Source organism: Paenibacillus sp. Soil787 (assembly GCF_001429545.1).
In the GTDB taxonomy this organism is placed as follows: Bacteria; Bacillota; Bacilli; order Paenibacillales; family NBRC-103111; genus Paenibacillus_E.
In genome coordinates, this window is the sequence record NZ_LMSP01000028.1 from 19,320 (window position 1) to 43,008 (window position 23,689).

29 protein-coding genes are annotated in these 23,689 nt (G+C 44.4%); 23 read left to right on the forward strand and 6 right to left on the reverse strand.

Annotation, left to right across the window (positions count from 1 at the left end):
- Positions 1-77 precede the first annotated feature (77 nt).
- On the forward strand, positions 78-251 hold the full coding sequence (locus ASG93_RS35340) for a hypothetical protein (protein WP_156411010.1): 174 nt from the start codon (positions 78-80) through the stop codon (positions 249-251).
- Between the two features lie 189 nt (positions 252-440).
- Positions 441-875 carry a DUF441 domain-containing protein gene (locus tag ASG93_RS22840; protein WP_414858883.1) on the forward strand — a complete coding sequence of 145 codons (435 nt, stop codon included), beginning with the start codon at positions 441-443 and terminating at the stop codon, positions 873-875.
- Between the two features lie 19 nt (positions 876-894).
- Here the strand turns inward: ASG93_RS22840 and ASG93_RS22845 are convergent, their stop codons facing one another.
- Positions 895-1,407 (reverse strand): CBO0543 family protein, encoded by a 513-nt coding sequence (locus ASG93_RS22845; RefSeq protein WP_056835616.1) that lies wholly within the window; start codon positions 1,405-1,407, stop codon positions 895-897.
- Between the two features lie 125 nt (positions 1,408-1,532).
- Entirely contained in the window at positions 1,533-2,105 is a 573-nt protein-coding gene (locus ASG93_RS22850; RefSeq protein WP_056835618.1) for a hypothetical protein, read from the reverse strand.
- 159 nt (positions 2,106-2,264) lie between these two features.
- Between ASG93_RS22850 and ASG93_RS22855 the strand changes: the two genes are divergently transcribed.
- From ASG93_RS22855 to ASG93_RS22870, 4 genes are all read left to right on the forward strand, one after another.
- Positions 2,265-2,561 (forward strand): hypothetical protein, encoded by a 297-nt coding sequence (locus ASG93_RS22855; RefSeq protein ID WP_056835620.1) that lies wholly within the window; start codon positions 2,265-2,267, stop codon positions 2,559-2,561.
- Positions 2,555-3,190 carry an HAD hydrolase-like protein gene (locus ASG93_RS22860; RefSeq protein WP_056835622.1) on the forward strand — a complete coding sequence of 212 codons (636 nt, stop codon included), beginning with the start codon at positions 2,555-2,557 and terminating at the stop codon, positions 3,188-3,190. Before ASG93_RS22855 ends, ASG93_RS22860 begins: the two co-directional genes overlap by 7 nt.
- Positions 3,191-3,346: 156 nt before the next feature.
- Positions 3,347-3,823 (forward strand): signal peptidase II, encoded by a 477-nt coding sequence (gene lspA / locus ASG93_RS22865; protein WP_056835624.1) that lies wholly within the window; start codon positions 3,347-3,349, stop codon positions 3,821-3,823.
- A 97-nt stretch (positions 3,824-3,920) separates the two neighbouring features.
- Entirely contained in the window at positions 3,921-4,256 is a 336-nt protein-coding gene (locus tag ASG93_RS22870; protein ID WP_056835626.1) for a hypothetical protein, read from the forward strand.
- A 135-nt stretch (positions 4,257-4,391) separates the two neighbouring features.
- On the opposite strand, the gene ASG93_RS22875 is transcribed toward ASG93_RS22870, so the two are convergent.
- Positions 4,392-4,586 carry a DUF2892 domain-containing protein gene (locus ASG93_RS22875; protein WP_056835628.1) on the reverse strand — a complete coding sequence of 65 codons (195 nt, stop codon included), beginning with the start codon at positions 4,584-4,586 and terminating at the stop codon, positions 4,392-4,394.
- A 314-nt stretch (positions 4,587-4,900) separates the two neighbouring features.
- Here ASG93_RS22875 and ASG93_RS22880 point away from each other — a divergent pair, with 314 nt between their 5' ends.
- The 7 genes from ASG93_RS22880 (at position 4,901) to ASG93_RS22910 (ending at position 9,180) form a co-directional block, all read left to right on the forward strand.
- On the forward strand, positions 4,901-5,680 hold the full coding sequence (locus ASG93_RS22880) for a sulfite exporter TauE/SafE family protein (RefSeq protein ID WP_056835630.1): 780 nt from the start codon (positions 4,901-4,903) through the stop codon (positions 5,678-5,680).
- A 36-nt stretch (positions 5,681-5,716) separates the two neighbouring features.
- Positions 5,717-6,871, forward strand: a complete 1,155-nt coding sequence (locus ASG93_RS22885) for an MBL fold metallo-hydrolase (RefSeq protein WP_056835632.1) — start codon at positions 5,717-5,719, stop codon at positions 6,869-6,871.
- A gap of 128 nt (positions 6,872-6,999) precedes the next feature.
- Complete coding sequence (locus tag ASG93_RS22890; RefSeq protein WP_056835634.1) at positions 7,000-7,572, forward strand: sulfurtransferase TusA family protein; 573 nt, start codon at positions 7,000-7,002, stop codon at positions 7,570-7,572.
- A gap of 32 nt (positions 7,573-7,604) precedes the next feature.
- Entirely contained in the window at positions 7,605-7,832 is a 228-nt protein-coding gene (locus ASG93_RS22895) for a sulfurtransferase TusA family protein (RefSeq protein WP_056835636.1), read from the forward strand.
- 106 nt (positions 7,833-7,938) lie between these two features.
- Entirely contained in the window at positions 7,939-8,421 is a 483-nt protein-coding gene (locus ASG93_RS22900; RefSeq protein ID WP_056835637.1) for a DsrE/DsrF/DrsH-like family protein, read from the forward strand.
- An 88-nt stretch (positions 8,422-8,509) separates the two neighbouring features.
- A complete protein-coding gene (locus ASG93_RS22905) occupies positions 8,510-8,770 on the forward strand; it encodes a metal-sensitive transcriptional regulator (RefSeq protein ID WP_056835640.1) in 261 nt (86 codons plus the stop codon).
- Between the two features lie 23 nt (positions 8,771-8,793).
- Positions 8,794-9,180: a rhodanese-like domain-containing protein gene (locus ASG93_RS22910; RefSeq protein WP_056835642.1), complete on the forward strand. Its 387-nt coding sequence runs from the start codon at positions 8,794-8,796 to the stop codon at positions 9,178-9,180.
- A gap of 25 nt (positions 9,181-9,205) precedes the next feature.
- Here ASG93_RS22910 and lgt read toward each other — a convergent pair whose 3' ends face one another.
- A complete protein-coding gene (lgt, locus tag ASG93_RS22915; protein ID WP_056835644.1) occupies positions 9,206-9,994 on the reverse strand; it encodes a prolipoprotein diacylglyceryl transferase in 789 nt (262 codons plus the stop codon).
- A 172-nt stretch (positions 9,995-10,166) separates the two neighbouring features.
- On the opposite strand from lgt, the gene ASG93_RS22920 reads away from it, so the two are divergent.
- Positions 10,167-10,643 carry a ferritin-like domain-containing protein gene (locus ASG93_RS22920; RefSeq protein ID WP_056835646.1) on the forward strand — a complete coding sequence of 159 codons (477 nt, stop codon included), beginning with the start codon at positions 10,167-10,169 and terminating at the stop codon, positions 10,641-10,643.
- A gap of 212 nt (positions 10,644-10,855) precedes the next feature.
- Here the strand turns inward: ASG93_RS22920 and ASG93_RS22925 are convergent, their stop codons facing one another.
- The gene (locus tag ASG93_RS22925) at positions 10,856-13,003 is read right to left on the reverse strand and encodes a DNA topoisomerase III (RefSeq protein ID WP_056835648.1); all 2,148 of its coding nucleotides are present in this window, start codon (positions 13,001-13,003) and stop codon (positions 10,856-10,858) included.
- A gap of 200 nt (positions 13,004-13,203) precedes the next feature.
- Here ASG93_RS22925 and ASG93_RS22930 point away from each other — a divergent pair, with 200 nt between their 5' ends.
- The 6 genes from ASG93_RS22930 (at position 13,204) to ASG93_RS22955 (ending at position 20,179) form a co-directional block, all read left to right on the forward strand.
- On the forward strand, positions 13,204-14,811 hold the full coding sequence (locus ASG93_RS22930; protein WP_056835650.1) for a diguanylate cyclase: 1,608 nt from the start codon (positions 13,204-13,206) through the stop codon (positions 14,809-14,811).
- A 107-nt stretch (positions 14,812-14,918) separates the two neighbouring features.
- Complete coding sequence (locus ASG93_RS22935) at positions 14,919-15,977, forward strand: hypothetical protein (protein ID WP_056835652.1); 1,059 nt, start codon at positions 14,919-14,921, stop codon at positions 15,975-15,977.
- Positions 15,970-16,623: a DUF4129 domain-containing protein gene (locus ASG93_RS22940; RefSeq protein ID WP_056835654.1), complete on the forward strand. Its 654-nt coding sequence runs from the start codon at positions 15,970-15,972 to the stop codon at positions 16,621-16,623. The genes ASG93_RS22935 and ASG93_RS22940 overlap by 8 nt, the downstream gene beginning before the upstream one ends.
- On the forward strand, positions 16,607-17,929 hold the full coding sequence (locus tag ASG93_RS22945; RefSeq protein WP_056835656.1) for a DUF4350 domain-containing protein: 1,323 nt from the start codon (positions 16,607-16,609) through the stop codon (positions 17,927-17,929). The genes ASG93_RS22940 and ASG93_RS22945 overlap by 17 nt, the downstream gene beginning before the upstream one ends.
- A 5-nt stretch (positions 17,930-17,934) precedes the next feature.
- The gene (locus ASG93_RS22950) at positions 17,935-18,855 is read left to right on the forward strand and encodes an AAA family ATPase (RefSeq protein ID WP_056835658.1); all 921 of its coding nucleotides are present in this window, start codon (positions 17,935-17,937) and stop codon (positions 18,853-18,855) included.
- Entirely contained in the window at positions 18,806-20,179 is a 1,374-nt protein-coding gene (locus ASG93_RS22955) for a DUF58 domain-containing protein (protein ID WP_056835660.1), read from the forward strand. Before ASG93_RS22950 ends, ASG93_RS22955 begins: the two co-directional genes overlap by 50 nt.
- Here ASG93_RS22955 and ASG93_RS22960 read toward each other — a convergent pair.
- A complete protein-coding gene (locus tag ASG93_RS22960; RefSeq protein ID WP_056835662.1) occupies positions 20,174-21,145 on the reverse strand; it encodes a stage II sporulation protein M in 972 nt (323 codons plus the stop codon). The two genes, ASG93_RS22955 and ASG93_RS22960, sit on opposite strands and share 6 nt — an antisense overlap.
- A 206-nt stretch (positions 21,146-21,351) precedes the next feature.
- On the opposite strand from ASG93_RS22960, the gene ASG93_RS22965 reads away from it, so the two are divergent.
- From ASG93_RS22965 to ASG93_RS36845, 3 genes are all read left to right on the forward strand, one after another.
- A complete protein-coding gene (locus tag ASG93_RS22965) occupies positions 21,352-22,149 on the forward strand; it encodes an RDD family protein (RefSeq protein ID WP_056835664.1) in 798 nt (265 codons plus the stop codon).
- A 14-nt stretch (positions 22,150-22,163) separates the two neighbouring features.
- Entirely contained in the window at positions 22,164-22,844 is a 681-nt protein-coding gene (locus ASG93_RS22970) for an NAD(P)H-binding protein (protein ID WP_056835666.1), read from the forward strand.
- A 295-nt stretch (positions 22,845-23,139) separates the two neighbouring features.
- A complete protein-coding gene (locus ASG93_RS36845) occupies positions 23,140-23,271 on the forward strand; it encodes a hypothetical protein (RefSeq protein ID WP_268796046.1) in 132 nt (43 codons plus the stop codon).
- The last annotated feature ends 418 nt before the right edge of the window (positions 23,272-23,689 follow it).

A 23,689-nucleotide genomic window follows, 5' to 3' on the forward strand; every position in this document is an offset into this window, starting at 1 on the left:
AATTCAAGCTTATAATGTATCTATCGGATTCAGAAGTCCTGCTTCTCATTTATAGACATTTGGGAGGGATGGTCAACATGGACAAGCAGTTCATCAAAAGGTTACACACGCTCAATCGTCGCGACGAATTGAGATCAAGACTACTGATTGAAGGTATTAAGCTCACACTCAAACGAAAAAAGAAATTGAGTTTATTTGGCAGGATTTTTAATAATAAAAAGAAATCAGTTATCGCTAAAGGATGGAACTAAAATGAAAAAAACCTCCGGACGTCGGTGAGACGCTTTCGGAGGTTTTTTCGTCAGGATGCGGGCAGCCTATCTTAATAGGGCCAGACCCTAAGGATAAGACATTGATATTGTGAAATGATAAGATCTATAATCAAACTATTCAGCCCTCTACAAAGCGAAAGGAGATTGGTCGGTTTGCCTCAGCTAGATATGCCATCGGTTATGCTGATTCTACTGGCTTTGCTTGGTGTCATCAGCCGTAACAATTCAATCACGATTGCTGCCGTCGTGCTTTTACTTATTCGAGTCGTTAATTTGCACCAAGTCTTCCCGTGGATTGAGAAGAATGGACTTTCGCTTGGTATCATTATCCTGACGATTGGGATTTTATCGCCTCTGGCCAGCGGCTCGATCAGCATCAAGGAGCTTTATCAGTCCTTCATGCACTGGAAATCGATCGCTGCCATCGTCGTTGGCGTGTTAGTAGCTTATCTAGGGGGACGCGGCGCTCTTTTGATGTCCGGCAACCCTACAATCGTGACAAGTCTTGTTGTTGGAACAATAATAGGCGTGGCCTTTCTAAAAGGTGTGCCTGTTGGTCCGTTGATAGCTGCTGGAATATTATCACTGCTGATTGGGAAATGACAGCTTCTTAAAACGAGGTTCATTTCATTTTATCAAAACCTACATTAAAAATAATCATCAATAATCCGGTATAGGGTACCGACATGAGCAAGCCGAATAACGGTTTGCGATAATGAATACGCAGCATGATAAACATGATCATATCGAACAACGAAGACCAAAGTAGGTTCCATCCGTTGTGATACGTGATTGATCCACATTTCACAGATACATATTCAAGCAAAACAAACATACCAGTGAAATAGATGATGTAATAAGCCTGGGAAAGAAGTTTGCGATTTCGCGGGTAGTTCGATAGGTATACCCAAGTCGATATAGGCATGCCTATCAGAATAAGCAGTAGCATTGGAATCGTAGCAACGGGAAGACCATTCGGCTCCATTTGCCAAAGTTGATATTGATAACAGATCAGCTCATAGAGACAATTACTTAACGCAGCAAAGAGGAGTGTTGGATAGTACTGCGCCCAATTTCGATCCGCAAACCGAAGAGCTGCTAGTAACCATAAAACCGAGTATAAAATCGCAACCAATGGATTTCGAACTCCTTTGTTAAGGTTAAGTCCTTATTATTCCAATTTCCCCATCAATCATACAAAGAGCAGTCTAAAACTAGATTTTCTAGTTTTGGACTGCTCTTTGTTTTCTTTTGGAGTAATTACTTAAGCACATTAACGTTTGCCTGTGGACTCGCAAGATCACTTGAATCATCTGAGACCAAAGGTGCTGAACCCAATTTAGCCTCTTCGCGAAGTAGATAACCGAAAAATAAGATGTAGTAAGACACGATGATGAAGAAGACACCTGCGGTCAGGGGATCTTTGGTAAATTGAGCTGGATCTACTGGATTCATGTTTGCTGAGTTGGTTGAAAGATTGATAAAGGCCAAGCGATAGACGATCCGGCCAAGGAATAGCACCAGAACTGTAATTTCGACCCATAAGTGAGTGCGATAGTACCATCCGTCTGTACGATGTTCGAAAAGGGTGTGGCGAATCGCGGTAAGTCCGAGTGCAATACCAGCCGCTAGACCGATGATATAACCAATGAAATGGATGGGGTGGACAAAGCCCAGAAGGAAGATGATGGCTCCGAGGATACTAAAAAGAGTGAGTCGGAATTTGAGATTGCCTCGGGATAACTTTTGAAAACCAATGGTTCGCTTCGCTCTTCGATAAATAAAAAAACCAATGATTAGGAAAGGAATGGCATAATGCATCCAGTTTTGCATGAGATTTCCTCCAAGAGATTGTCTTTTTTCTTATTGTAACAAATTTAGGCAGTTTGTCAGAAAAAATATTATTCCGTTTACAAAAAACAGTCATACACTTAATGATAACGCGATAAACTTACTATTACACACAAAGCAACGCAAGGAGTTGACAGTCAAATGGCTCTAATCACCCATGTTAATGTATGTAATACAGAGAATGAAATTTACTGCTGTCTTCGTAATAAAATTGTGAAGCTTGACGCCCAACAGAAGGAGCAATTTTGTAGCGGATGTAAAATGTTTGCCGGTGATGCCGATGAACATGGAATTGGTGTATCCTGTGTATGGGAAGATGTACGCGTCGTTAGCAATCCGCATATCGCTGTGGATCCGCTGGAGGAGTTTATTCATAATCAAATTCGCCAAGTGCCGCCCGAGGGTCCGGCTTCATTTCTATATACGACAGAATGGTAAAACACATCCTCTTTGATTTTGATGGGACACTGGTCGATTCTAGAGCATTGCTTGTTAAGCTTTATAATGAAATGGCCGTGCAGTATCAATTTCGCAGGATTCGAGATCAAGACCTAGCGCTTCTGAGATCACTTTCGATCTCTGAACGAGTGGATCGCTTAGGTGTTCCAGTACTCCAAATTCCAAAGCTAGTAACGGCCGGAAGACAGCTCTATCAAGAAAATATTCGTACACTACACATTGTACCTGGGATGAAAGAAGTTATTGCCAGAGTGTCCTCACAAGGGATGAAAAGCTCCATACTCTCTTCCAATTCCGAGGTAAATATTCGTCAGATTCTTAAAAATAACAAGCTGGATGGTGCGTTCAAGGAAATCATTTCGGCTAAGCATATCTTTGGCAAGCATCATTCCATTCGCAAAGTGATGAAACAATGGGGAACTTCCCCCTCGCGGATGATCTATGTTGGAGATGAATTAAGGGATATCGAGGCTTGCAGGAAACTAGGCGTTCCTATAGTTGCCGTTACATGGGGCTATGATTCTCAGCAATTATTGCTCAGCGGAAAACCAGATTACTTAGTAAACTCTCCCGGAGAACTGTTAAAAACACTTCTGTCCTTAACCTAATAGGATGGTAAAAGAGGAGCAAATAGCTATCACAGACACAGTCTGAGGTAGTTATTTGTATTTAACTTTTTTAGATAAAAAAGCAACATTCGCAGTCGAGTAGTGTCATCATGTAAAATAGATCTATGAAGTGATATTTGCGGGAGGAGGCGTCTAATGTTATTTTATCTCATCATATTTGTGGTGACAGCCGTGGATCAAATTACGAAGGTGTGGATTCGGTCTATCCTAAAAGTGGGCGAATCTATGCCGTTTTATAAAGACTTGATTTCGTTTACTCATTATCAAAATAGTGGAGCAGCGGGCAGTTCGCTTCAGGGCTCAGCTCGCTATTTAGGAATTCTAGCTGTTGTGATTATTGCTGTTATTTTGTATTACCGGAAAAAAGGAAGCATTCAAGGATTCTTCAAAGAGTGTGGTGCCGCATTTTTCGTGGGCGGGGCGATTGGTAATGGCATCGAACGCTTATTATTTGGCAAAGTAACCGATTTCATCGTGTTTCGTTCTGGCCATGGTGTGATGAATTTGGCTGATTTAGCGATTAATTTGGGTGTGGTGTTTTTTGTAGTGGATATGTTTCTCTCTTATAGGCATAAGCTGTTACCAAAAGGAGAAAAAATTCCAATAAAGTAGGTATATTAAACTATATGGGTAGATCAAAAGTACCATTTGTGATATCCTTCAAGTAGACGGTGTTGATCGAGAATACGTTAAACTGGAGGATGGTCACATGAGGCCTGATAAACAGATATTGATTGATGAATTTTTTGCGATGATTCGAAAATTGACGCGTACGGGCGCTGATATTATGTTAGTGAGGGATTTTTTCTGGAAATCTTCCGAAATCCGTTCATTTATCCCTCCAACGGTAGAATTCATGACGGTTCTTAAAACGTACAACGCAGTCTTGTTTCATGAATTCCGCAAATCACTTGTACCAAATACGGGTATGCACATGCTAGCGAATGTCCACATGGAAGCGGGAGAAGCGCTCATTAGTTTGGGAATTACGAGTTTGGAGCAGCTTCAACTAGCGGTAAAAGGAACTGTAACTGTGAGTAGTTAATAGAGTTAAACCAAGCGATGACGCCAGTCTCGCTTGGTTTTTTTGTTTGGAAAGGGAGGGCAGATTGCTTCATAGCCATTGGGGAGGGCTTCCATCAAAAGAATATAGATACGTTATTTGTGTGAATTATGCTCTTCAGGATTTACCATTAGCTTTGCAATTCGAGATCCCTAAAACAGCATTCATTGGACAATAACGAGTGGTTCCCGTAACAATAGGCGCTATCCCAATTAAGCCCCACCATTTTTTATAATATACCCCTGCAAGAACAATAGCCGATCCAATTGTAATTCTTATAACTTGCTCCGTTTTCCCAACGTTACACTGCATGATATAACCTCCCTAAGCAAGTAGTATTGTTAATGATGTTACATTTGCAGCACACATTGAATATGTTGCCCTTTCTAAGTCAAACAATGAGTCCATTGAGTTTGTAATTTCAGGGTTGACGTAAATGAAAAATTTTATTATATTATTAATATACCCATACGGGTATTGGTATATAAGGGATTGTAAAGGTGGTGTAACAAGGAAATCTACTAAATAGGTATGAGGAAGGAGAATTTTTTTTGCAAATTTATATACCCCTACGGGTATATAAAGAGCCTTAACATGTTCTAATGAAAAAGGAAAGGCAGTGCCTTATGGATTTAGCATGGATCGTAACTATTTTCACAATTGGATTATTAGGCTCGTTTATTTCGGGAATGGTGGGAATCGGCGGTTCCATTATTAACTATCCGATGTTGTTATTTATACCGGTAGCATTAGGATTTGCGACGTTTACCCCGCAGGAAGTATCTGCAATCAGTGCAATTCAGGTGTTCTTCGCGAGTTTAATGGGGATGCTGGTGTTTCGAAAAGGGGGGCTTCTAAATAAATCCTTGGTGCTTTACATGGGTGTCTCAATTATAATTGGCAGCTTTTTGGGTAGTTTTGTATCCAACACATTACCAAGTTCACTAATCAATCTCGTATATGCTATTTTGGCGCTGATTGCTGCCATTATGATGCTTTTACCAAAGAGAGGAAAAGATATCAAAGATGTAAGTAATATTACATTTAATAAGCCTCTAGCGGTTATTTTAGCTTTAATCATCGGGATGGTATCAGGGATCGTAGGCGCGGCGGGTGCTTTTATAACGGTGCCGGTGATGCTGGTCGTTCTTAAGATTCCAACTAGGGTTGCTATCGCATCATCCTTAGCCATAACTTTTATATCTTCCATTGGCTCTACCACAGGAAAGCTACTGGGGGGACATATGCTTCTAGTTCCATCCACTGTGCTTGTTGTTGCAAGTACGATTGCATCACCTATTGGAGCTAAGCTAAGTAAAAAAATCAACACTAAGATGCTTCAGTGGATTTTGGGTGCTTTAATATCGGCGACTGTCATAAAAATTTGGTTCTCTATTTTTCTTTAGAGTAATCTGACCTATTACCTTTGGAGGGGACTATACATGGATGAAAAACAAATACAAGGAATGAATGCCGCTAGTTTAGCGAGAAAGGTTTTGAACCACATACCCATTTTTATTTTAGATGTTCGGAATGAAAGTGACTTCAACGATTGGAAGATCGAAGGCGAGAAAGTTACTATCATCAACGCGCCATATTTTGAGCTTCTGGATGGCGTAGATGAGATCCTTGATCAAATCCCGGATGACCAAGAGGTTTTGGTGGTTTGTGCGAAGGAGGGTTCATCGAAGTTTGTAGCTGAACAGCTGGTCGAAAACGGAAAACAACATATTTCTTATTTGATTGGCGGTATGAAGTCCTGGAGTGAGCATCTTGAGCCTGTGAAAATTGCCGACTTGCAAGATGGAGGTACCCTGTATCAATTTGTACGGTTAGGCAAAGGATGTCTGTCTTACATGGTGATTTCAAACGGTGAAGCCGCCGTTATTGATGCTGTTCGGACTACCGCGGTGTTTGAGGAGTTTGCCAAAGAAAATCATGCCGTCATCCAACATACTCTGGATACTCACCTCCATGCCGATCATATTTCAGGCGGCCGGCAATTAGCTGAGAAAACAGGAGGATCTTACTGGCTACCGCCAAAGGATGCGACAGAGGTTGTGTTCGATTATGAAAAACTGGAAGAAAACAACCATCTTGTCGTTGGGCGAACAGAAATCAACATCCAGCCCATTTATTCTCCTGGTCATACGATTGGAAGCACATCGCTCCTTATTGATAATCAATATTTGCTATCCGGAGATATTTTATTCGTGAAGTCGATTGGCCGCCCTGACCTGGCTGGGAAAGCTGAAGATTGGGTCACTGACCTCAGAACGACATTGTATGAGCGGTATAAGCAGCTATCCGACGATCTAATCGTGCTTCCTGCCCACTTTGGTACAGTTGCGGAATTAGGTAACAGAGGGCAAGTAACTGCACGTCTTGGCGATTTGTATAAAGACAATCCTGGTCTAAACATACACGACGAATCCGAATTCAGACGCACCGTTTCTGAGAATCTGCCGCCACAACCGAATGCCTATCAGGAAATACGCCTAACTAACATGGGGAGAATAAGTCCGACAATGGAAGAACAGCGAGAAATGGAGATTGGACCAAACCGTTGTGCCGTTCATGATGACAAAACAAAATGAATATATGGAGGAAACTAAGTGTAGGCTATCACGCTGGTAATATGTCTGGTGGCATGTCCCAATGGTCTGGCGAAATGAAGTACGGGAAATAAATCAATTCAAATTATAATAATGGAGGTCCATAGCCTATGACTGCATTGCACGTAGATCGTACGCTGGAGTGTGAAGGACTTGCTTGTCCGCTTCCAGTGGTTCGTACCAAAAAGGCGATAGATGATATGAATCCTGGCGAAGTATTAGAAGTTCGTGCGACTGATAAAGGCTCGGTGGCAGACTTAAAGGGCTGGGCAAGTCGTACAGGACATCAATACGTAGGGTTAAAAGAGGAAAATGGTATATATCGGCATTTCATTCGCAAAGCTGAAGCATCTAGAACAAAAGCGGAGATGAAATTTCCTCATACCGCAACGAATGCCGAGATACAAGCTAGAGTAGATGCTGGAGAGAAACTTAATATCCTTGATGTTAGGGAGCCAGCCGAATATGCTTTCGGACGTATTCCGGGGGCAATATCGCTTCCTTTAGGCGAACTCGAAGTGAAGATGACCCAGCTTGATCCAAACAATGAATATTATGTTGTATGTCGTACCGGGAACCGAAGTGATATGGCATGCCAAATGCTAACGGAACAAGGGTTTAAACGTATTAAGAATGTAACGCCAGGTATGTTGCAGTGGGTTCATGACGTTGAAAAAGACTAACTGAATTTTCAAATCAAAAGGAGGAATTTATCATGGTAGATTTGATTGTTGACGCTAAGGGATTGGCATGTCCACTGCCAATTGTCAAAGCAAAAAAGGGGATCGATTCTTTGGAGTCAGGACAGATCATGGAATTGCAAACTACGGACAAAGGGTCGATGAAAGATTTCCAGGCTTGGGTCAATCAAACGAAACACGAACTCATTGATGCAAAAGAAGAAGATGGGATCTTCACATTTACTGTAAAAAAAGGATCATGACCTTATCTAACTGATAAGTGAGTTATCTAAAAATTTGGTGTCTAATTTTTTTGACCATTTTATATACCTATACGCGTACAAGTATATTACAAAAGGATGTGGGAGCATGGAAGATAACAAAGAGAAAACAACAATTGTACTTTTTAGTGGAGAGCTAGATAAAGCTATTGCCGCATTTATTATCGCAAATGGAGCTGCCGCCTATGATCACGAAGTCACGATTTTCTTTACCTTTTGGGGGCTGAACGTACTTCGAAAGGATCAAAAAATTGGGGTGAAAAAGGGATTCCTGGAGAAAATGTTTGGAAAAATGATGCCTCGCGGAGCTGAAAAGCTTGGAATTTCCAAAATGAATTTCGGCGGCGTGGGTCCAAAAATGATTAAGCATGTAATGAAAAAGCATAATGCTTTGTCTCTGCCGGAATTAATTGAATTAGCTCAAGAACAAGGCGTTAAACTGGTTGCTTGTACAATGACAATGGACTTGCTCGGTTTGCAGCAGGAAGAGCTGCTAGATGGCATTGAATATGCAGGGGTTGCCGCGTATTTAGGAGATGCTGCGGATGCTAGAGTAAATTTGTTTATCTAACCTTTTCTTCCCCTTCCTTTATATTGTTTTCGTGAGTCATTTCAGCGATAATATACCTATACGGGTATCAATGAAAGGAAGTCAGAATATGAAATACGATGATGATGTGAAAAAGAGATTAAGGCGTGTTGAAGGACAAATTCGGGGTATTTTAAAGATGATGGAGGAAGAACAGGAATGCAAGGATGTTGTTAGCCAAATTTCAGCAGTCAGGAGCGCTGCGGATAAAGCGATTGCCTACATTGTTGCGGTCAATTTGGAGAAGTGTATCCTTGAGGAGCAGGAAGCTGGGAGAGATTCGAGCAAAATGGTTAAACAGGCTGTTGAGTTGCTAGTGAAAAGCCGCTAAGAGGATCAGGAAAGAGGTAGGGTATGGATTATACATCCATTTTTAATATAATAGCGTTAGCGTTTTTAGTCTGGTTTATTTATTCCAGGTTTGCAAGCGTAAAAGGTCTAAACAATCTATCGCCGGATCAATTTCAGGATGAATTGAAGGGAAACCGTAATTATGTTCTGATTGATGTACGTGAACCCGGAGAAGTCAAGCAGGGCTACATCCCAGGTGCGATCAATATACCATTATCCCAAATGAAACAAAGAGTTGGAGAAATTCAAAAAAATGATCATGTATATCTATATTGTCGGAGTGGAATGAGGAGCAAACAAGCAGCAAGAATTCTAAAAAAGAATGGTTTTAACGAATTATCTCATTTACAGGGCGGAATTATGTCCTGGAAAGGGAAGTTAACCAAATAAACAAAAAATCATTAGCCCTCATGGGTTAATGATTTTTTGAGCGCTTTTTACCATTGTAGTGAAGATATATGCCAGCAACGATACATAATACAATGACACCTACTGCAGTCCATTGTGCAGTTGTCCATTGAAATAAATATTTTGGAGTATCTCCTCTAAGCATTTCCAGCATAAATCGACCGGCATTATAGACTGCGTTTGTGATTAAAAATAAGTATCCTCGTTTCATTTTTCGCTGAAGAAGAATCATGACAAGGGCAAAAATAATAATGTCCATTTGTCCTTCCCATACTTCCGCAGGGTAAAGAGGCTTATCCCCGTAAGTATCTCTTGCAATAGTGCCTTCAGGATAAAGAATCCCCCAGTTTCCACCCGTAGGGTCTCCGAAGGCATCGCCATTCATCAGATTTGCATCTCGTCCAATACTTTGCCCTAATATTAATCCGGGAGCACACAAGTCAGCTAATTCCCAAAAAGATAATTTATGTTTACGAACATACCAAATCCCTACCAACACGGCTCCGACAATTCCCCCTTGAATCGAAAGGCCGCCATGCCAAATAGCAATAATCTCTCCAGGATGCTGGGAATAATAACCCCAATCAAACAAGAAAACTTGCCAAAATCTTGAACCAACAATGGCACCGATCATCATAGGGACTAATAAATTTGAAAGATGATTTGCGAGCTCATGCTTCTTTTGCAATTTAGCCAAAGTAAGAGTTACCCCATAGCCCAATATTATGGCAAGAACAAACAAGATACTGTACGAACGAATCGGAAATGAACCTATGAAACCTAAATATTGAAGCACTTTGATAGCTCCTTTGCTTTTACGGTATTCAATAATTATAACACTATTTATAACCTTGTCCTAAAGTATAGGTATTTCTAATTTCTATTTAACCTTACTTATTTTTGAACGAAATGGTGGTGGGTGAATATTCTAATGTGTAGATTACGCCATAAAGGAGAAGTGTTAAAACATGTATTACACCTTACAAGCGCCCACTTACGTCCCATATCAAGGTTACCTGGGGCATTTCGCACGTAGTGAAGATATGGTGCTGAGTTTAATTCTTCAATCCATTGCTGGAGAAAGAAATGATGAGCTCTTCTATCAAGAGTTGATAAGGCTTGCCCCTACGGAGAAAGAAAAGGAAGTTATTACAGGCATTAGAGATGACGAGAGGAAACATAGACAAATGTTTCGAAATATTTATACACAACTTACGGGTATGGAACCTACCGGAATAGAAGCGACGGAGCCGATTGAACATGTTAGCGATTACTTAAGCGGTATTGAGAATGCATTATTCGGTGAATTAAAGGCGTTTGAAAAGTATCGTACCCTATATTTGAACATTCGACCAGAATACCGCAATATGATCTTTGAAATCATGACCGATGAGATTAAGCATGCTAGTTACTATAACTGGCTATACGCGAAAAACAATAGATAAAGATAGTGGTCTTCGATTCCTCTCATAGCAATATAAATACCCCAGGAGCTTTAATAATGGCGCACTGGGGTATTTTATGTGTCCTGCAATAAAGACTCGGTTTATCAACTTCTCTCGAGCTTTTGAATAAAAAGGACCTCCCCTAATGGCGGAAGTCCTCATGGATACGAATGAGCATCTTCAAGTTAGATACTCCATCGGTTGCATGCACGCTACTCGTCTTTCTTCTGCTGCAGCGCAGCCATCAATTTGTCAGCAAGCGAGCTGCCCAGCTGGGTTTGATCGGAAAACTTCTCGATCAACTGTTGGTTCGCTTTGGCAGAGGCGCGCCGGCCGCCGCCGGTGGATTCGTTGTCTATTTTCTCCACGACGTTGCAAGGACGGCATTGAAAATACTTGCCGGATTTGCCGGTATGGATTTCCATTTTCTTGTGACACTGCGGGCAGCGGTGGTTGGTCAGTTGTCCGTCAGCTTCGCGTTTATAGGAGCATTCGCGGCTGGAACAAACGAGATAACGGCCTCGTTTCCCCTTTACCTCTTGAAGAAACTCCCCGCAATCCGGACATTTGCTCCCCGTTAAATTATGCGGTTTATACGCCGCCGAGCTTTTCTTGACCTCATCAACCAGCTCGGCTGCTTTTTTGCGAATGCCGCTTAGGAATTGCTCCATGCTTCCTTTGCCTTTGGAAATGCGTTCTAGCTCCAGCTCCCAGCGGGCTGTAAGCTCAGGAGAACGCAGCTCCTCTGAAGCGAGCTCTATGAGCTGAGTCCCTTTGCCGGTCGGAACGAGTAAGGAACCTTGACGTTCAATGGTGTCGGAAGAAACAAGTTTCTCGATTATGTCAGCGCGTGTAGCGGGCGTGCCGAGTCCCCATTTTTCCATTTGAGAAAGCAAGGAGGCCTCGTTGTACCTGGCAGGCGGTTTCGTCTGGCGGCTTGATTGACGGGCGTTACGGACGGTTACGGCGTCTTTTTCGGCAGCTTGGGGCAGCAACTGAGCCGAATCCTCATCAGACTCGGTTTCTTCCCGATCTGGATCGGTGAAATCAGTGGCTCCGTACACGTCTTTCCAACCGGCTTGTTTAACTACTTTACCGGATGCAAACAGCTTCTCTCCGGCTATTTCCACAGTCAGCTTGGTCTCATCATAGCGGCAGGGACCAGAGAATAAGGCTAGGAATCTCCGCAAAATGAGATCATAGAGACGTCGTTCATCAGCGCTTAAGGTGGCGAGTGATATGGCTTCTCCAGTAGGAATAATTGCATGGTGGTCGCTGACCTTGGAATCGTCTACAATGCGTTTCGTAATCGTTAACGGTTTGCGTATAAAAGGAGCTGCTAGCGCTGCATAGGGGCCAATTGCTGCGCCCTTGAGCCTGCCGAGCAGGGTCGGTACCATGTCCGAGGTCAAATAACGTGAATCGGTACGCGGATAGGTGACCAACTTGTACTGCTCATACAATCTTTGCAGCACATTCGAAGTCTGCTTGGCTGAGAAACCAAATTTACGGTTCGCATCGCGCTGCAATTCGGTTAGATCATAAGCAAGCGGATGCGGAATCTGCTTCTCAGTTTTTTGCACGTGCAGGATTTTGCCGTTCTGGCCCTGCAGCTTCGCTTTTAAGGCATCAGCGCGATCGCGGTCAAAAATGCGCGTATCACCTGTTTTGGGGTCCCGCCACACCGCGCGGAAAGAGCCCAGATCGGCCTCGATCAACCAATAGTCGACGGAACGGAAATCCCGGATTTCCGTTTCACGGTTGATCATCATAGCTAGCGTAGGCGTCTGCACACGCCCAGCAGACAAGGACGCGCCGAACTTGCTGGTCAGCGCGCGGGTGACATTCAGGCCGATCAGCCAATCGGCCTCGGAACGGCAGACGGCTGCTTGATACAGCCGGTTGTAGTCTGTACCCGGCTTCAGCTGCGCGAAGCCTTCGCGAATCGCCTGATCCGTCTGCGACGAGATCCAAAGCCGTTTGAACGGCTTCTTCCAGCGGATCAGCTCCATAATCCAGCGCGCGACGAGCTCGCCTTCGCGCCCCGCATCCGTCGCAATGACCAGCTCTGCAAGGTCACCCCGGCGGCTGAGCTGTTCGATCGCCCGGTACTGCTGCGATGTTTCCTTCATCACCTTAAGCTTCATGCGCTCAGGGATGATGGGGAGGTCTTCCAGGTTCCAAGTTTTGTACTTGGGATCGTAATCATCGGGCTCGGCAAGGGTAACGAGATGGCCCAGTGCCCAAGTGACGACATATTTGGCACCTTCATAATGGTGTTTTTGCTTTTGGTTGCATCCAAGGACACGGGCAATTTCTTTGGCGACGCTTGGTTTTTCGGTGAGTACAAGAATTTTCATAGGAAAAATGACCTCATTTCTGCTTACAAATTAGCATAAGCGAAAAAAGCACGCTTTTCAATGCGCAGCAGCTCGAAACTGAAGCTCAAATCTATTCGGATGAGAGCTTTTTTATGTTTAAAATAGGAGAAAATTGTCTGTTCTTGTCCTAATATAAGGTATAATGATGAAATAAGGGATGAAGAGGAGCAAACATCAGAATGAGACCCATGTTTTCCCATTTTACAAATCAAACGATAAAAACGAGGTTTCAATTATGGATCGTAGTTGTGATCGTGACACTAGCCTTCTCCATAATTGTCCCTTTTTATTTTATAGAGAAGAAAGATCGCCTAGATGAAGCAGAAAATCAATTAAAGCAAGTGATTGCTTTGCAAAGTATATATATTGAAAGATGGAATCAGGATAAACTGGATGCGATTAAACGATTCGCTATTTCGGATCATGCTAAATTTCATCGTATAGGCGATTTGAAAAGGGAATTTCAAGATTATTCGCGTGTGAATTCTGAATTCTCGTCGATTGCTTACGTGGAAAAAGACGGGTATATTCGCTCGGATGCAGATCCAGCTATTTCGTATTATGTTGGAGATAGGCAGTATTTTAAACAAGCGCTTGAGAAGAAAAGCTTTATCTCCGGTGTTATCATATCCAAAGATTCAGGGAAGCCTGTCATTACGTTCTCAGCCCCTGTGCTTGGCGACCATGATGATTTTAAAGGTGCTGTGCTAGGAATAGTAACACTGGATATGTTGAATAAAATATTGGCGCAGCTAAGTTTTGGTGAAACCGGGGAAGTTTATGTATTGGACTCGGACGGGAATATTGTCACAGCTTCAAATGATATAAGCAAAAGCGAAGAGTTCGCCAATGTCCCAATGAAAACTGAAATTATGCAAAGAGCCAAGACAGGGAGCGCCTCGAGTAATTCCTACATCGGATTTCGCGGTGAAAGGGTATATGGTCAATATAAATGGTCTACGGGAAAAAGCTGGGTCGTCGTAGGTGAGATCACGCAGAGAGAAGTATTTCAAAAATTAAATCAATTAAGTATAGCGATCGTTATCATTTCACTTATCGCACTTATTTTCAGCATCGTTGCTGCTGTTACGATTGCATCTAGAATGGAGAGGCCGATTCGCTACTTGCTTCGCGGTACTAAAATTATTCAGAGCGGGAACTACGACTATCAGATTGATGCGGATAAAATTCGAATGGCACCGATTGAATTGCGGCAGCTGGTCAATACATTCAACCTGATGTCTGATAAGCTCAAGGCGAATATTTCCCTACTGGAGCATTCCGCATTGGTGGATCAACTGACTGAGATTCATAATCGCCGTTATATGATGCAAGAAGGAAATAAACAGCTTCAAGCCTGTATTGCTGCTGGGCAAATGTGCTCTGTTATGATGTTCGATATTGACCATTTTAAGAAAATCAATGATACCTATGGGCATTTGGTGGGTGATCGTGTTCTTCAACATGTTGCTTCTATCCTACAACGATATTCAGGAACCGATACGATTGTTGCACGCTATGGAGGTGAAGAGTTTATCCTGCTTGCTATGCGTAAAAATGCACAAGAAAGTGTAAGCTTGGCAGAGGATCTAAGAAGACAAATCATGGAAGAACCATACACGGATGAGCGGGTTATTGTACAACTAACAGCGAGCATAGGCGTAGCTGAATATTCGTCTACACTGGTATTCGGTACGATGGTACTTGAAGATATGGTTTCTAGAGCCGATCATGCCCTCTATCGCGCGAAATCCGGTGGAAGAAACAGAGTAGAACTAGATCGATGATAGGTATTGATCTAGTTTTTTGTGTAGAATTTGATGGTCAGAAATTTGAGGGTTTGGTGTATAATAGTCAAAGAGTATTTGAATTACCAACATTTAGGGGGTTCTCCATGCAAAACGCATCATTAAGACCAATGGGAATTGGAAGAATATTAGATCGCAGTTTCCAGTTGTACCGTAAGCATTTTGTGACGTTGACATTGATCATGCTGATCTTGTATGGTCCATTTTACTTACTAGAGCAACTGCTTACGTATCAAGAGACGGCGGTTAGTACGTCATCATCCATTCTTGACCAGATCCGCAGCGGAGCATCCATGCAGGATTTGTTTAGATCTGGTTCTTTCATGCAAAATAAACAAACGCCGATAGACGTAGGGAAAGTACTGCTCTTCGTGCTGGTGTTGCTGCCAATCATGATTCTTGGCCTTATGCCAGCTTCGATAGCTTCAGTCTTACATCTGGTTAAAACAAACCTCTTCGGCGAAGAGATACCGGGAGTCGGGGGGCTATTGCGCAAATCGTTCCGCCGATTTTGGCCATTAGCAGGAAGCACGTTTTTGGATGCACTTATCATGTTCGGAATATACATAGCCCTTGCTATAATAATTGTCATTTTTGCTATCGTCTTTGCGTTAGGAGGAAACTTGTCCAATAAAGTAGTAGGTTTTGGTGGAGGCGCGTTAGCATTATCCATCATATTCTTCGTGATCCTTGGTCTCGGGGCGATCTTTACCTTTTCCTATTTTTTCATTCGCTGGTGTTATTATTTGCCTTTTGTCGCGCTGGATGAAGAGTCTATTGGTCTAGGCCGCAGTTGGAAATTGACTCGCAAGAGCTTCTGGCGTTTATTCCTGATGTATTTTGTACTTACGCTCATTTTGTATCTTTTCTTAGCCGTCATTGATTTGATTATTGTTGCAATTTTTGGTTTAGGACTTGGCGGGCAGTTATTGCAAAGTTTAATTTCAATCTTGGTTACACCTCTATGGGTGCTGCCTTATGCAGTTAGCTTCTTCGATCTCAAGGTTCGTAATGAGGGTTTAGGACTAGAATCGTTGATTGAAAGTACCCTGCAAACTTCTTCATCGGAACCAACGGAAGAATTGGAGCCGTTTGATACTTTTGAAGATCATCGTCCGACAGACTTGGATAAAAAGAATGATTAATGCAGTTCTCGCGACTTCTTTGCAAGAGGATAAAGAGCAATTAGAACAAATCTTAAATCAAAGCGAATACACGGCTTATGAGGTCAAAGAGAACGGCTCTATCTGGGCTTGGTTGAAGCCGTTTTTTCGTAAAATAAAGAGCTGGTTGCCAGATTTTCAAGTTTCTGATTCGGTAACGGACTGGCTGACCATTGGTGTTGTCGTTACACTTCTTGGAATTGCAGCATTCGCGATTTATTGGTTCGTGAAGCAAATTATTTGGCAAAAGAGAATCCGCTCTGACGCTTACTTGCCTGTAGGGGAAATAAGCCGTTCTTATCGCTTCTATTGGCAGCAAGCTGCAGAGCTAAGGGGAACCGGTGACTTACGAGAGGGCGTACGATCGGTCTTTCTGTCGTTTTTGTTCTTCATGGAAGCTAAACGAATGATCCGTGTGGAGAAATGGAAGACGAACTGGGAGTATGCGGAGGAGCTGGAAGGTTCAGCGTCTTCCCTAGTCCCCTTGTTCCATGATAGTTCGGTTTTGTTTGAACGTATTTGGTATGGCAAGGAAGTCGTAACAGAGGAGCAGTTCACTTCCATATACGAACAGGTTGCCGTTGTTATCAGAAGGGAGGAGGGGGCTGCACATGAGAGGGCTGAATAAGCTTCATGTGGGACTAGTATTCAGCATCCTGATATTTCTCGTGTTAGGCTACTGGCTTGTGAAGCCAAAGCTCCCAGATCAACCTCCTTATCTGTCCTTCTCGGCGGATATCGACGGCACGAAGGCTTGGAAAGAGCTGCTGAGTACGAAGCAGAAGGCTGTTAAGGAATGGCGTTTGAGCTGGAAGAACCTCCCTAACGGTAAAGCGATGCTGCTGGTTGTCGTACAGCCGTCTGGTGTGACCAAGGCCGATCGAGCGCAGCTGCTCGATTGGGTTCGGAAGGGGAATGATGTTGTTCTGTTTGATCGCAATCCCGAAGGGTGGGAGCCTTGGGGGACTGTGTTGGCGGGGGACAGTGGGACGGGGAGTACGAAAAAGAGTACGGAAAAGAGTACGAAAGAAAGTGCGAAAGATAGTACGAAAGAAAGTGCGAAAGATAGTACGAAAGAAAGTACGAAAGATAGCACGAAAGAAAGTACGAAAGAAAGTGCGAAAGATAGTACGAAAGATAGTACGAAAGAAAGTGCGTCTGTCTCGACGATTAGGGTATCGCCGGATTATTCGTCAGCCGGTGGCTTGCTGACGGGGCGGGTGGATACACGGTACCGGATTAAGCCTGGTGGAATCGGGCGGGTGCTGTTCGAAGATGAACACGGCGTGCTCGCCAGCCGTATAGAAGAAGGTTCGGGCAGCATCACCGTGGTGCTGACCCCGAATTGGATGCAGAATGGGACGATTGATCAGGAGTCCCATTTCGAATTGATCTGGCCGCTGTTCGCGAAGTCCTGGGACGCCGTATGGGTCGATGAGACCCATCACGGCTTCGGGACGAAGCCCGGACTGCTTGCCGTCTATCCCGCGTGGCTCGTACTCGCGAGCGTGCAGCTTGGTCTCGCGCTGCTGCTGTGGCTCTGGCTGCGCGGCAAGCGCTTTGGCCCCGTCTACACGCCGCGGGCGTGGACGGTTCGCCGCGGCGACGAAGGCGTGCACGCCGTCGCCGCTTGGTACGAGCGCCTCGGCTACCAGCACGAGGCGCTTGCGCACCAGCAGCTGTTCCTGCGGCAGCTGCTGCATCAGCGCTGGGGGCTCAGCCCCAGCGCAAGTGCTCTGCAGGCCGCGGAAGCTGCGCGCGGCCGTATGTCTGAGGCGCAGGCGGCGCAGCTCGCGCGTCTGCTGGAGGAGCCGCCTGCTAGCGGCGGCTCAGCTGGGCCCCGCGCTGCGAAGCAGCGGGGCGTGAGTAGTGGGGCGTTCGTGCAGCGAACGCGGGAAATGGGCGAAATGATCGCCTACTTGGAGAAGGAGTGAGCGCAATGAATGAATTAATCCAATCAATGGAGCAGCGCTTGTTCGGCCAAAAGCTGAATATAAGGCTGCTCGTCACCGCCCTATTGGCTGGCGGTCATGTACTGCTTGAAGGTGTGCCGGGTCTAGGAAAGACCAAGATGGCGCGCACCCTTGCAGAATTATCAGGCGGCGATTACCGCCGTATTCAATTTACGCCAGACCTGATGCCCGGTGATATTACGGGCAGCGTCATTTACCATATGCAGGATCATTCATTCACAACGATTCAAGGTCCTATTTTCACGAATGTTCTATTAGCTGATGAAATTAACCGTTCCGGACCGAAGACTCAAGCGGCTTTGCTTGAAGCGATGGAAGAGCGGCAGGTCACGATTCAGGGGAATACGTACAAGCTGCCTAATCCGTTCTTTGTCGTAGCCACTCAAAATCCGGTCGAGTACGAAGGTACCTATCCTCTTCCGGAAGCGCAGCTCGATCGTTTCTTATTCAAGCTGGTGCTTGATTATCCAGGCGAAGAAGCTGAAGTAGAAATTCTTCGCAGCCACGTACCGTTCGGGCAGCATCAAGAGGAGTCACTCGCGGCCATACTGACCTCGGAACGCATCACGGAGCTTCAACGCCGTCTTTCCGATGTAGTTGTGGAGGAATCCTTATACACCTATATTGCCACAATGATTCGCAAAACCCGCGAGTCTAAGCGCGTACAGCTTGGGGCTAGTCCCCGGGCGGGAATTGCCGTGCTGATGGCTAGCAAAGCTTGGGCTTTACTGGATGGACGAACGTATGTGACGCCTGACGATATCAAGCTTGTAGCGCGGCCTGCGCTGCGGCACAGACTGCTGTTAACACCGCAAGCGGAATTGGAGGGCGGAACAAGTGACCACATCATCCAAGAGACGCTCGGCTCTATTCCGGTTCCTCGGTAAATTCCTGCTTCAGGACTTTATCCTGCCAACGAACCGATTCCTTGTACTCGTATTCGTAGGTGCTGTAGTCACATTAATAGCTTCTATTTTTGATGCCGCCTTACCTGTATTCTGGAGCTGGAATGCCCTGCTCTGCGTGCTAAGTGGTGTTGATCTTATGCTGCTTCCTAAACGCAGCAGTTGGGGAATCCGGCGAGATCTTCCAGATCAGATGGATGTCAGAAAAAGCTTTGAGGTGAGTCTTGAGCTTGAATCCGAGAAACAGCCGTCCGTTCACGTTGAATTAATGGATCATTTGCCCCAAACATTCAGTATGGTCCGTAATCATATGAGCGGTGTGTTCCGAGGAACCTCAGCCTCATTCTTTTACACAACGTTGGCTCTCGAAAGAGGGGAATACATCTTCGAACACGTATTTTTGCGCTACTTCGGAGGCATGGGGCTTTGGAAGAAGCAAGTGAGATTGAAACAAGTAGATAAGATTGATATTTATCCTGATTTATCTCAGGTACGAGGTGTACTAGGCGCTGTACAGGATGCATTAATTTTAGAAGGTCAGCGGCTATTCAAAAAGCAGCGCAGCGGCTCGGAGTTTCATTATATCCGTGATTATGTGCAAGGCGATGATATTAGACATATCAATTGCAAAGCGTCTGCTCGTACAACGAAGTTGATGACGAATCTTTTTCAGCCGGAAAAAGGAAAGATTGTGACCCTAGTGCTCGACTGTGGCCGGCAAATGGCTGTCGAGCTGGAGGGACAAGTGAAGCTTGACCGGACACTGGAAGCTGCATTAACACTTGCTGCCGTAGCTCTTAAACAAGGGGATCAAGTAGCGTTAATTGCTTATGCGAGCCAAGTGAAAGTGTACGTGCCAGCTGGAAAAGGACTTCCCCATCTTCAGGCGCTAACGAGGGCAGTTTATGATCTGCGTACGGATTTCGTGGAGTCGAACACACAGATAGCCTTCTCTCATGTGCTTCGTTTTCTGAAAAAACGCTCGCTTGTCGTGCTATTTTCCGATATGGAAAGTTATCTGTATGATCAAGAGATGCTGCCTTATGTGCAGCGGTTGCGCAGAAGTCACCATGTGCTGCTCTTGTCCTTGCAGGATCCGCTGCTTCATCAATGGGTGCGTATTCGCGCTGAGGATAGCCGCCAGGCTTATCGGCAAAGTATTGCCCACCAATTTACGACAGACCGTTACGCCTATGTAACCAAAATGGCCGGCCGAGGCATCCCGGTAATGGATGTCCCTGCCGACCAACTGACACTAAGCGCTGTTAATGCGTATTTGGAGTTGAAATCGCGAGATCGTTTATAGCATTAATTGTTTTTGTTTAGATCGTTTGCTAATGCCATATCCGTAATAGAGTGCGAGCAACAATAAAGTCACTCCGGCTATGAGATATTTAATCTCAAGGGACATCGTGGACGGTGTAATGTAACCTTCAATAATCCCTGCAATTATGAATAAAGGAATTGTGCCGATCAGGAGCAGGGCGGATTCCTTGGCCGACTCCAGAAAGCGCAGCTTATGCGGATAGGGTCCTGGAACGAAGAATCGATACCCCATATACAAACCGGCGCCGCCAGCGATGAAAATAGCGGTAAGCTCAATAATGCCATGCGGCAATATGTAGGCCCAGAATACATAGCTTTTCCCGGATTTCATGAAGACAGCGGCTAAAGCTCCTACAATAAGCCCGTTGCTTATCATTAAATAGATAGTCCCGATCCCAAGCGTTACACCGCTTATGAAGGCGAGAACGGCGACCCGAATGTTGTTCGTCATGATGGCTGTGGATACGAGTGGGGAGTGCAGGTCCCCGCGCGGACCGGCAGTTTTGGAAGGGTCAAAACTATCGGCCATTGCCCCAGGCATGATCATGGATAAATTCAAAGGATCGTTCCATACGGACAGGAAGCCGAGCAGCCCACCAAGCAAAAATAAGAAAAGAGCAAAGCCTACAAAAACACTTCTCGCGCGAATTAGCGATGGAAAGTAGTGGAGGAAGAACTCCTTCATCTGTTTACTGCTTTTGTTATTTTCTTTATACATCGCATTATGGGCTTGTGATACGAGATGATTCAAATATAGGGTTGTTTCATCCGCAGGCATGTGAGTTTGTAAGGTAGCAAGATGAGCGGATGCGACTTTGTAAAGTTCAGTGAATCGATTCACATGGCTGGCCTGCAAGCTGCTCTTTCGCTTATTAAGCTGAATCAGCAGCTGCTCAAGCTCTGTCCATTGCGATTTATGTTCTCGAATAAAGCGCGAGATATTCATGGGGGGCCTCCTAAGAGTTTTCGTAGAAAACTGGCATCGTAAGCATAAGCTAAAAGTTTTGCTTTAGCAAAACTTGCATCGTAAGCATGAGCTTTGAGTTTTCGTAGAAAACTGGCAATCGTAAGCATGAGCTTTGAGTTTTGCTTGTTCATTTTAGCATATCAATGACAGTCGCTACCATAATTTTGAAATCATGAGGAGATGCTATGAACGAGTCTCTGGATAAAGAACTAACCATTGTTACACCTGAGCAGGTGCAATTGCAATTTCAAACCGCAGGCATTGGGAGCAGGGCATTAGCGCATATAATTGATTGTTTGATTTTGCTTGTGATGAATGGCCTTTTATTCGTTTTTGCTATTTTGATAAGCAGGTTATATTCGGGTGATTGGCTGCCTGCTCTTGCAGATTATTTGATCGCGATTGCCCTCATTCTTTGGGTTGTCGTGAACTTAGGCTATTTTGTCTGTACAGAAGCTTTCATGGGGGGGCAAACGCCTGGAAAAAGAATTCTAGGACTCCGCGTGCTCCAAAATAACGGGCAGTCTGCAACCTTATTATCGATTTTGATTCGTAACTTATTTCGTTTGCTGGATATAATGCCAACTTTCTACTTCATTGGTACTCTCAGTATCATCTTTAGTTCAAAAGATAAGCGCATCGGGGATATGGTAGCCGGAACCATTGTTGTGATTGAAGCTCGTTTAGAGCGAATGAAACGTCGGAAACATATTGACAAAGCAATCTCCAAAAAGAATTACCCCATCCTCATTTTGGAGATAGAGGAAGCCAAGAGACAAGAGATCAATGCGATAGACTGGCAGCTTTTACAAGCCTGGGTCGAGCGAATACCGACGATGCATCATGTAAGATTGCAGGAGTTAGCCGTACCAATTGCTCAACATTTTGCTAAGAAGTTAGAACATGACCTAGGGTCTACACTGGATTCTGCCGCATACTTAGTCCACCTTTATGAGAAGCTGAGAAACGATTGGGAAGTTTAATTAGGAGGGTTTCTATGGGAAAGACGGCCATTGTAGCAGGCGGTTCCGGATTAGTTGGTCGTGAGCTGATTAAGCTGCTTCTAGAAGATCAGGCATACACGAAAGTGATTGCACTGGTTCGTAAAAATATGCAAATTAGTCATCTCAGCGGAAAAGAGAAATTGGTTCAAATTGTAACCGATTTTAGCAATCTAGATGCCCTTATTGAACCGTCTATCATGGAACATGCTCATGTATTTTGCACGTTAGGTACGACGATTAAGAAGGCAGGATCTCAAGAGCAGTTTCGAAAAGTAGACTTGGCGTACCCTATGAAATTGGGTCAGATGGCAAGTACAGGAAAGGCAGATGTATTTGCCATTGTAACCGCGATGGGAGCGAATCGAAAATCCTCGATTTTCTACAATCAGGTGAAGGGGGAGGTGGAGGAGGGTCTTAGAGAGCTTAAGCTGCGTGCGCTTTACATGCTTCGTCCTTCACTCATTCTAGGTGATCGAGATGAGACTCGATGGGGTGAGAAATGGGGGAGTGTGGTGTCGCGAGCCATTTCCCCGCTTATGATAGGTAGACTACGTACGTATCGGCCGATCCATGCGAAAACGATAGCTAAGGGATTAATTAAATCCGCAGAGTCAGGCCAGATCGGCGCACATGTGCTGCTTTCAGCTCAGATTGCTGAGCTTGCTTCGAAGTAGAGGACAGTTGGAATGATGTGTATTCCGGCTGTCTATCTTTAACATATAAAAATTTATACGTTGTTGTTTTTAGGGTGAGCGAAGCTTACCCTTTTTTTAAAATATAAAGTATAAGTTTCTGGGCATGAGAGATCCACTTTTCAGCTACCTTCCCTTAGAATACTGTACATTTTCCAATAGGAGTGGATGAAGCCAATTCAGATTCATATTGTTGCAAAGTGTGCGACAACATATAGCCAGTGCGCAAGCTGTAAAGATATATTTCATCGTTACAGATACGATGGGAAGTGGAATCGTGTCTATAACGATATATTTCATCTTTACAGAGGAGAAGATGACGAATTGGTATCAATCCAAGCGAGTGGTAGCAAAGAGAAGTTCGCTCCACCGCAGTAAGGCAGAAAAAGTAGAAGGCAGCACAAAGTAGAACAAAAAGGGAAGGATATGGGGTGGAAAAGTGATAGTGTCCGTATTTGAAATCGTGTCATAACCGCTAAGTAAATTCAAAGAAACACGGTTGGAAAGCTACATCCAATTCCCTCTCCATGCTCAAATGCATGGGTTTAGACAAGGACCTGGTCATCGGCCAGGTTTTTCGTGCGCATAATAGAAAGTATAAGTTTCGAGGTAGAGCATGAGTATACTCCCTTTCTAATTTTTTTGGTAAATTTGGTAGTATGGAGAGAAGGAATACTAGCGCATAAAAATTGTGCGCAAGGTCGTCGGATCTGCCGCGACCGGACGCTAGCGCACAAAACCATCATGACCGAACCGGTCACCGCCATGTATGAAAATGAAAAGATGTTTTCAAAGACGAATTCCATCCAATACTGGATAATGGCAGG

Coding starts and splice junctions, on each gene's coding strand:
- ASG93_RS22880 (WP_056835630.1), top strand. CDS start 4,901: ATGGATTTAGCATGGATCGTAACTATTTTCACAATTGGATTATTAGGC.
- ASG93_RS22950 (WP_056835658.1), top strand. CDS start 17,935: ATGAATGAATTAATCCAATCAATGGAGCAGCGCTTGTTCGGCCAAAAG.
- ASG93_RS22895 (WP_056835636.1), top strand. CDS start 7,605: ATGGTAGATTTGATTGTTGACGCTAAGGGATTGGCATGTCCACTGCCA.
- ASG93_RS22905 (WP_056835640.1), top strand. CDS start 8,510: ATGAAATACGATGATGATGTGAAAAAGAGATTAAGGCGTGTTGAAGGA.
- ASG93_RS22925 (WP_056835648.1), bottom strand. CDS start 13,003: ATGAAAATTCTTGTACTCACCGAAAAACCAAGCGTCGCCAAAGAAATT.
- ASG93_RS22885 (WP_056835632.1), top strand. CDS start 5,717: ATGGATGAAAAACAAATACAAGGAATGAATGCCGCTAGTTTAGCGAGA.
- ASG93_RS22935 (WP_056835652.1), top strand. CDS start 14,919: ATGCAAAACGCATCATTAAGACCAATGGGAATTGGAAGAATATTAGAT.
- ASG93_RS22965 (WP_056835664.1), top strand. CDS start 21,352: ATGAACGAGTCTCTGGATAAAGAACTAACCATTGTTACACCTGAGCAG.
- ASG93_RS22840 (WP_414858883.1), top strand. CDS start 441: ATGCCATCGGTTATGCTGATTCTACTGGCTTTGCTTGGTGTCATCAGC.
- ASG93_RS22870 (WP_056835626.1), top strand. CDS start 3,921: ATGAGGCCTGATAAACAGATATTGATTGATGAATTTTTTGCGATGATT.
- ASG93_RS22910 (WP_056835642.1), top strand. CDS start 8,794: ATGGATTATACATCCATTTTTAATATAATAGCGTTAGCGTTTTTAGTC.
- ASG93_RS22930 (WP_056835650.1), top strand. CDS start 13,204: ATGAGACCCATGTTTTCCCATTTTACAAATCAAACGATAAAAACGAGG.
- ASG93_RS35340 (WP_156411010.1), top strand. CDS start 78: ATGGACAAGCAGTTCATCAAAAGGTTACACACGCTCAATCGTCGCGAC.
- lspA (WP_056835624.1), top strand. CDS start 3,347: ATGTTATTTTATCTCATCATATTTGTGGTGACAGCCGTGGATCAAATT.
- ASG93_RS22860 (WP_056835622.1), top strand. CDS start 2,555: ATGGTAAAACACATCCTCTTTGATTTTGATGGGACACTGGTCGATTCT.
- ASG93_RS22945 (WP_056835656.1), top strand. CDS start 16,607: ATGAGAGGGCTGAATAAGCTTCATGTGGGACTAGTATTCAGCATCCTG.
- ASG93_RS22855 (WP_056835620.1), top strand. CDS start 2,265: ATGGCTCTAATCACCCATGTTAATGTATGTAATACAGAGAATGAAATT.
- ASG93_RS22970 (WP_056835666.1), top strand. CDS start 22,164: ATGGGAAAGACGGCCATTGTAGCAGGCGGTTCCGGATTAGTTGGTCGT.
- ASG93_RS22900 (WP_056835637.1), top strand. CDS start 7,939: ATGGAAGATAACAAAGAGAAAACAACAATTGTACTTTTTAGTGGAGAG.
- ASG93_RS22960 (WP_056835662.1), bottom strand. CDS start 21,145: ATGAATATCTCGCGCTTTATTCGAGAACATAAATCGCAATGGACAGAG.
- ASG93_RS22940 (WP_056835654.1), top strand. CDS start 15,970: ATGATTAATGCAGTTCTCGCGACTTCTTTGCAAGAGGATAAAGAGCAA.
- ASG93_RS22920 (WP_056835646.1), top strand. CDS start 10,167: ATGTATTACACCTTACAAGCGCCCACTTACGTCCCATATCAAGGTTAC.
- ASG93_RS22890 (WP_056835634.1), top strand. CDS start 7,000: ATGACTGCATTGCACGTAGATCGTACGCTGGAGTGTGAAGGACTTGCT.
- ASG93_RS22850 (WP_056835618.1), bottom strand. CDS start 2,105: ATGCAAAACTGGATGCATTATGCCATTCCTTTCCTAATCATTGGTTTT.
- ASG93_RS22875 (WP_056835628.1), bottom strand. CDS start 4,586: ATGCAGTGTAACGTTGGGAAAACGGAGCAAGTTATAAGAATTACAATT.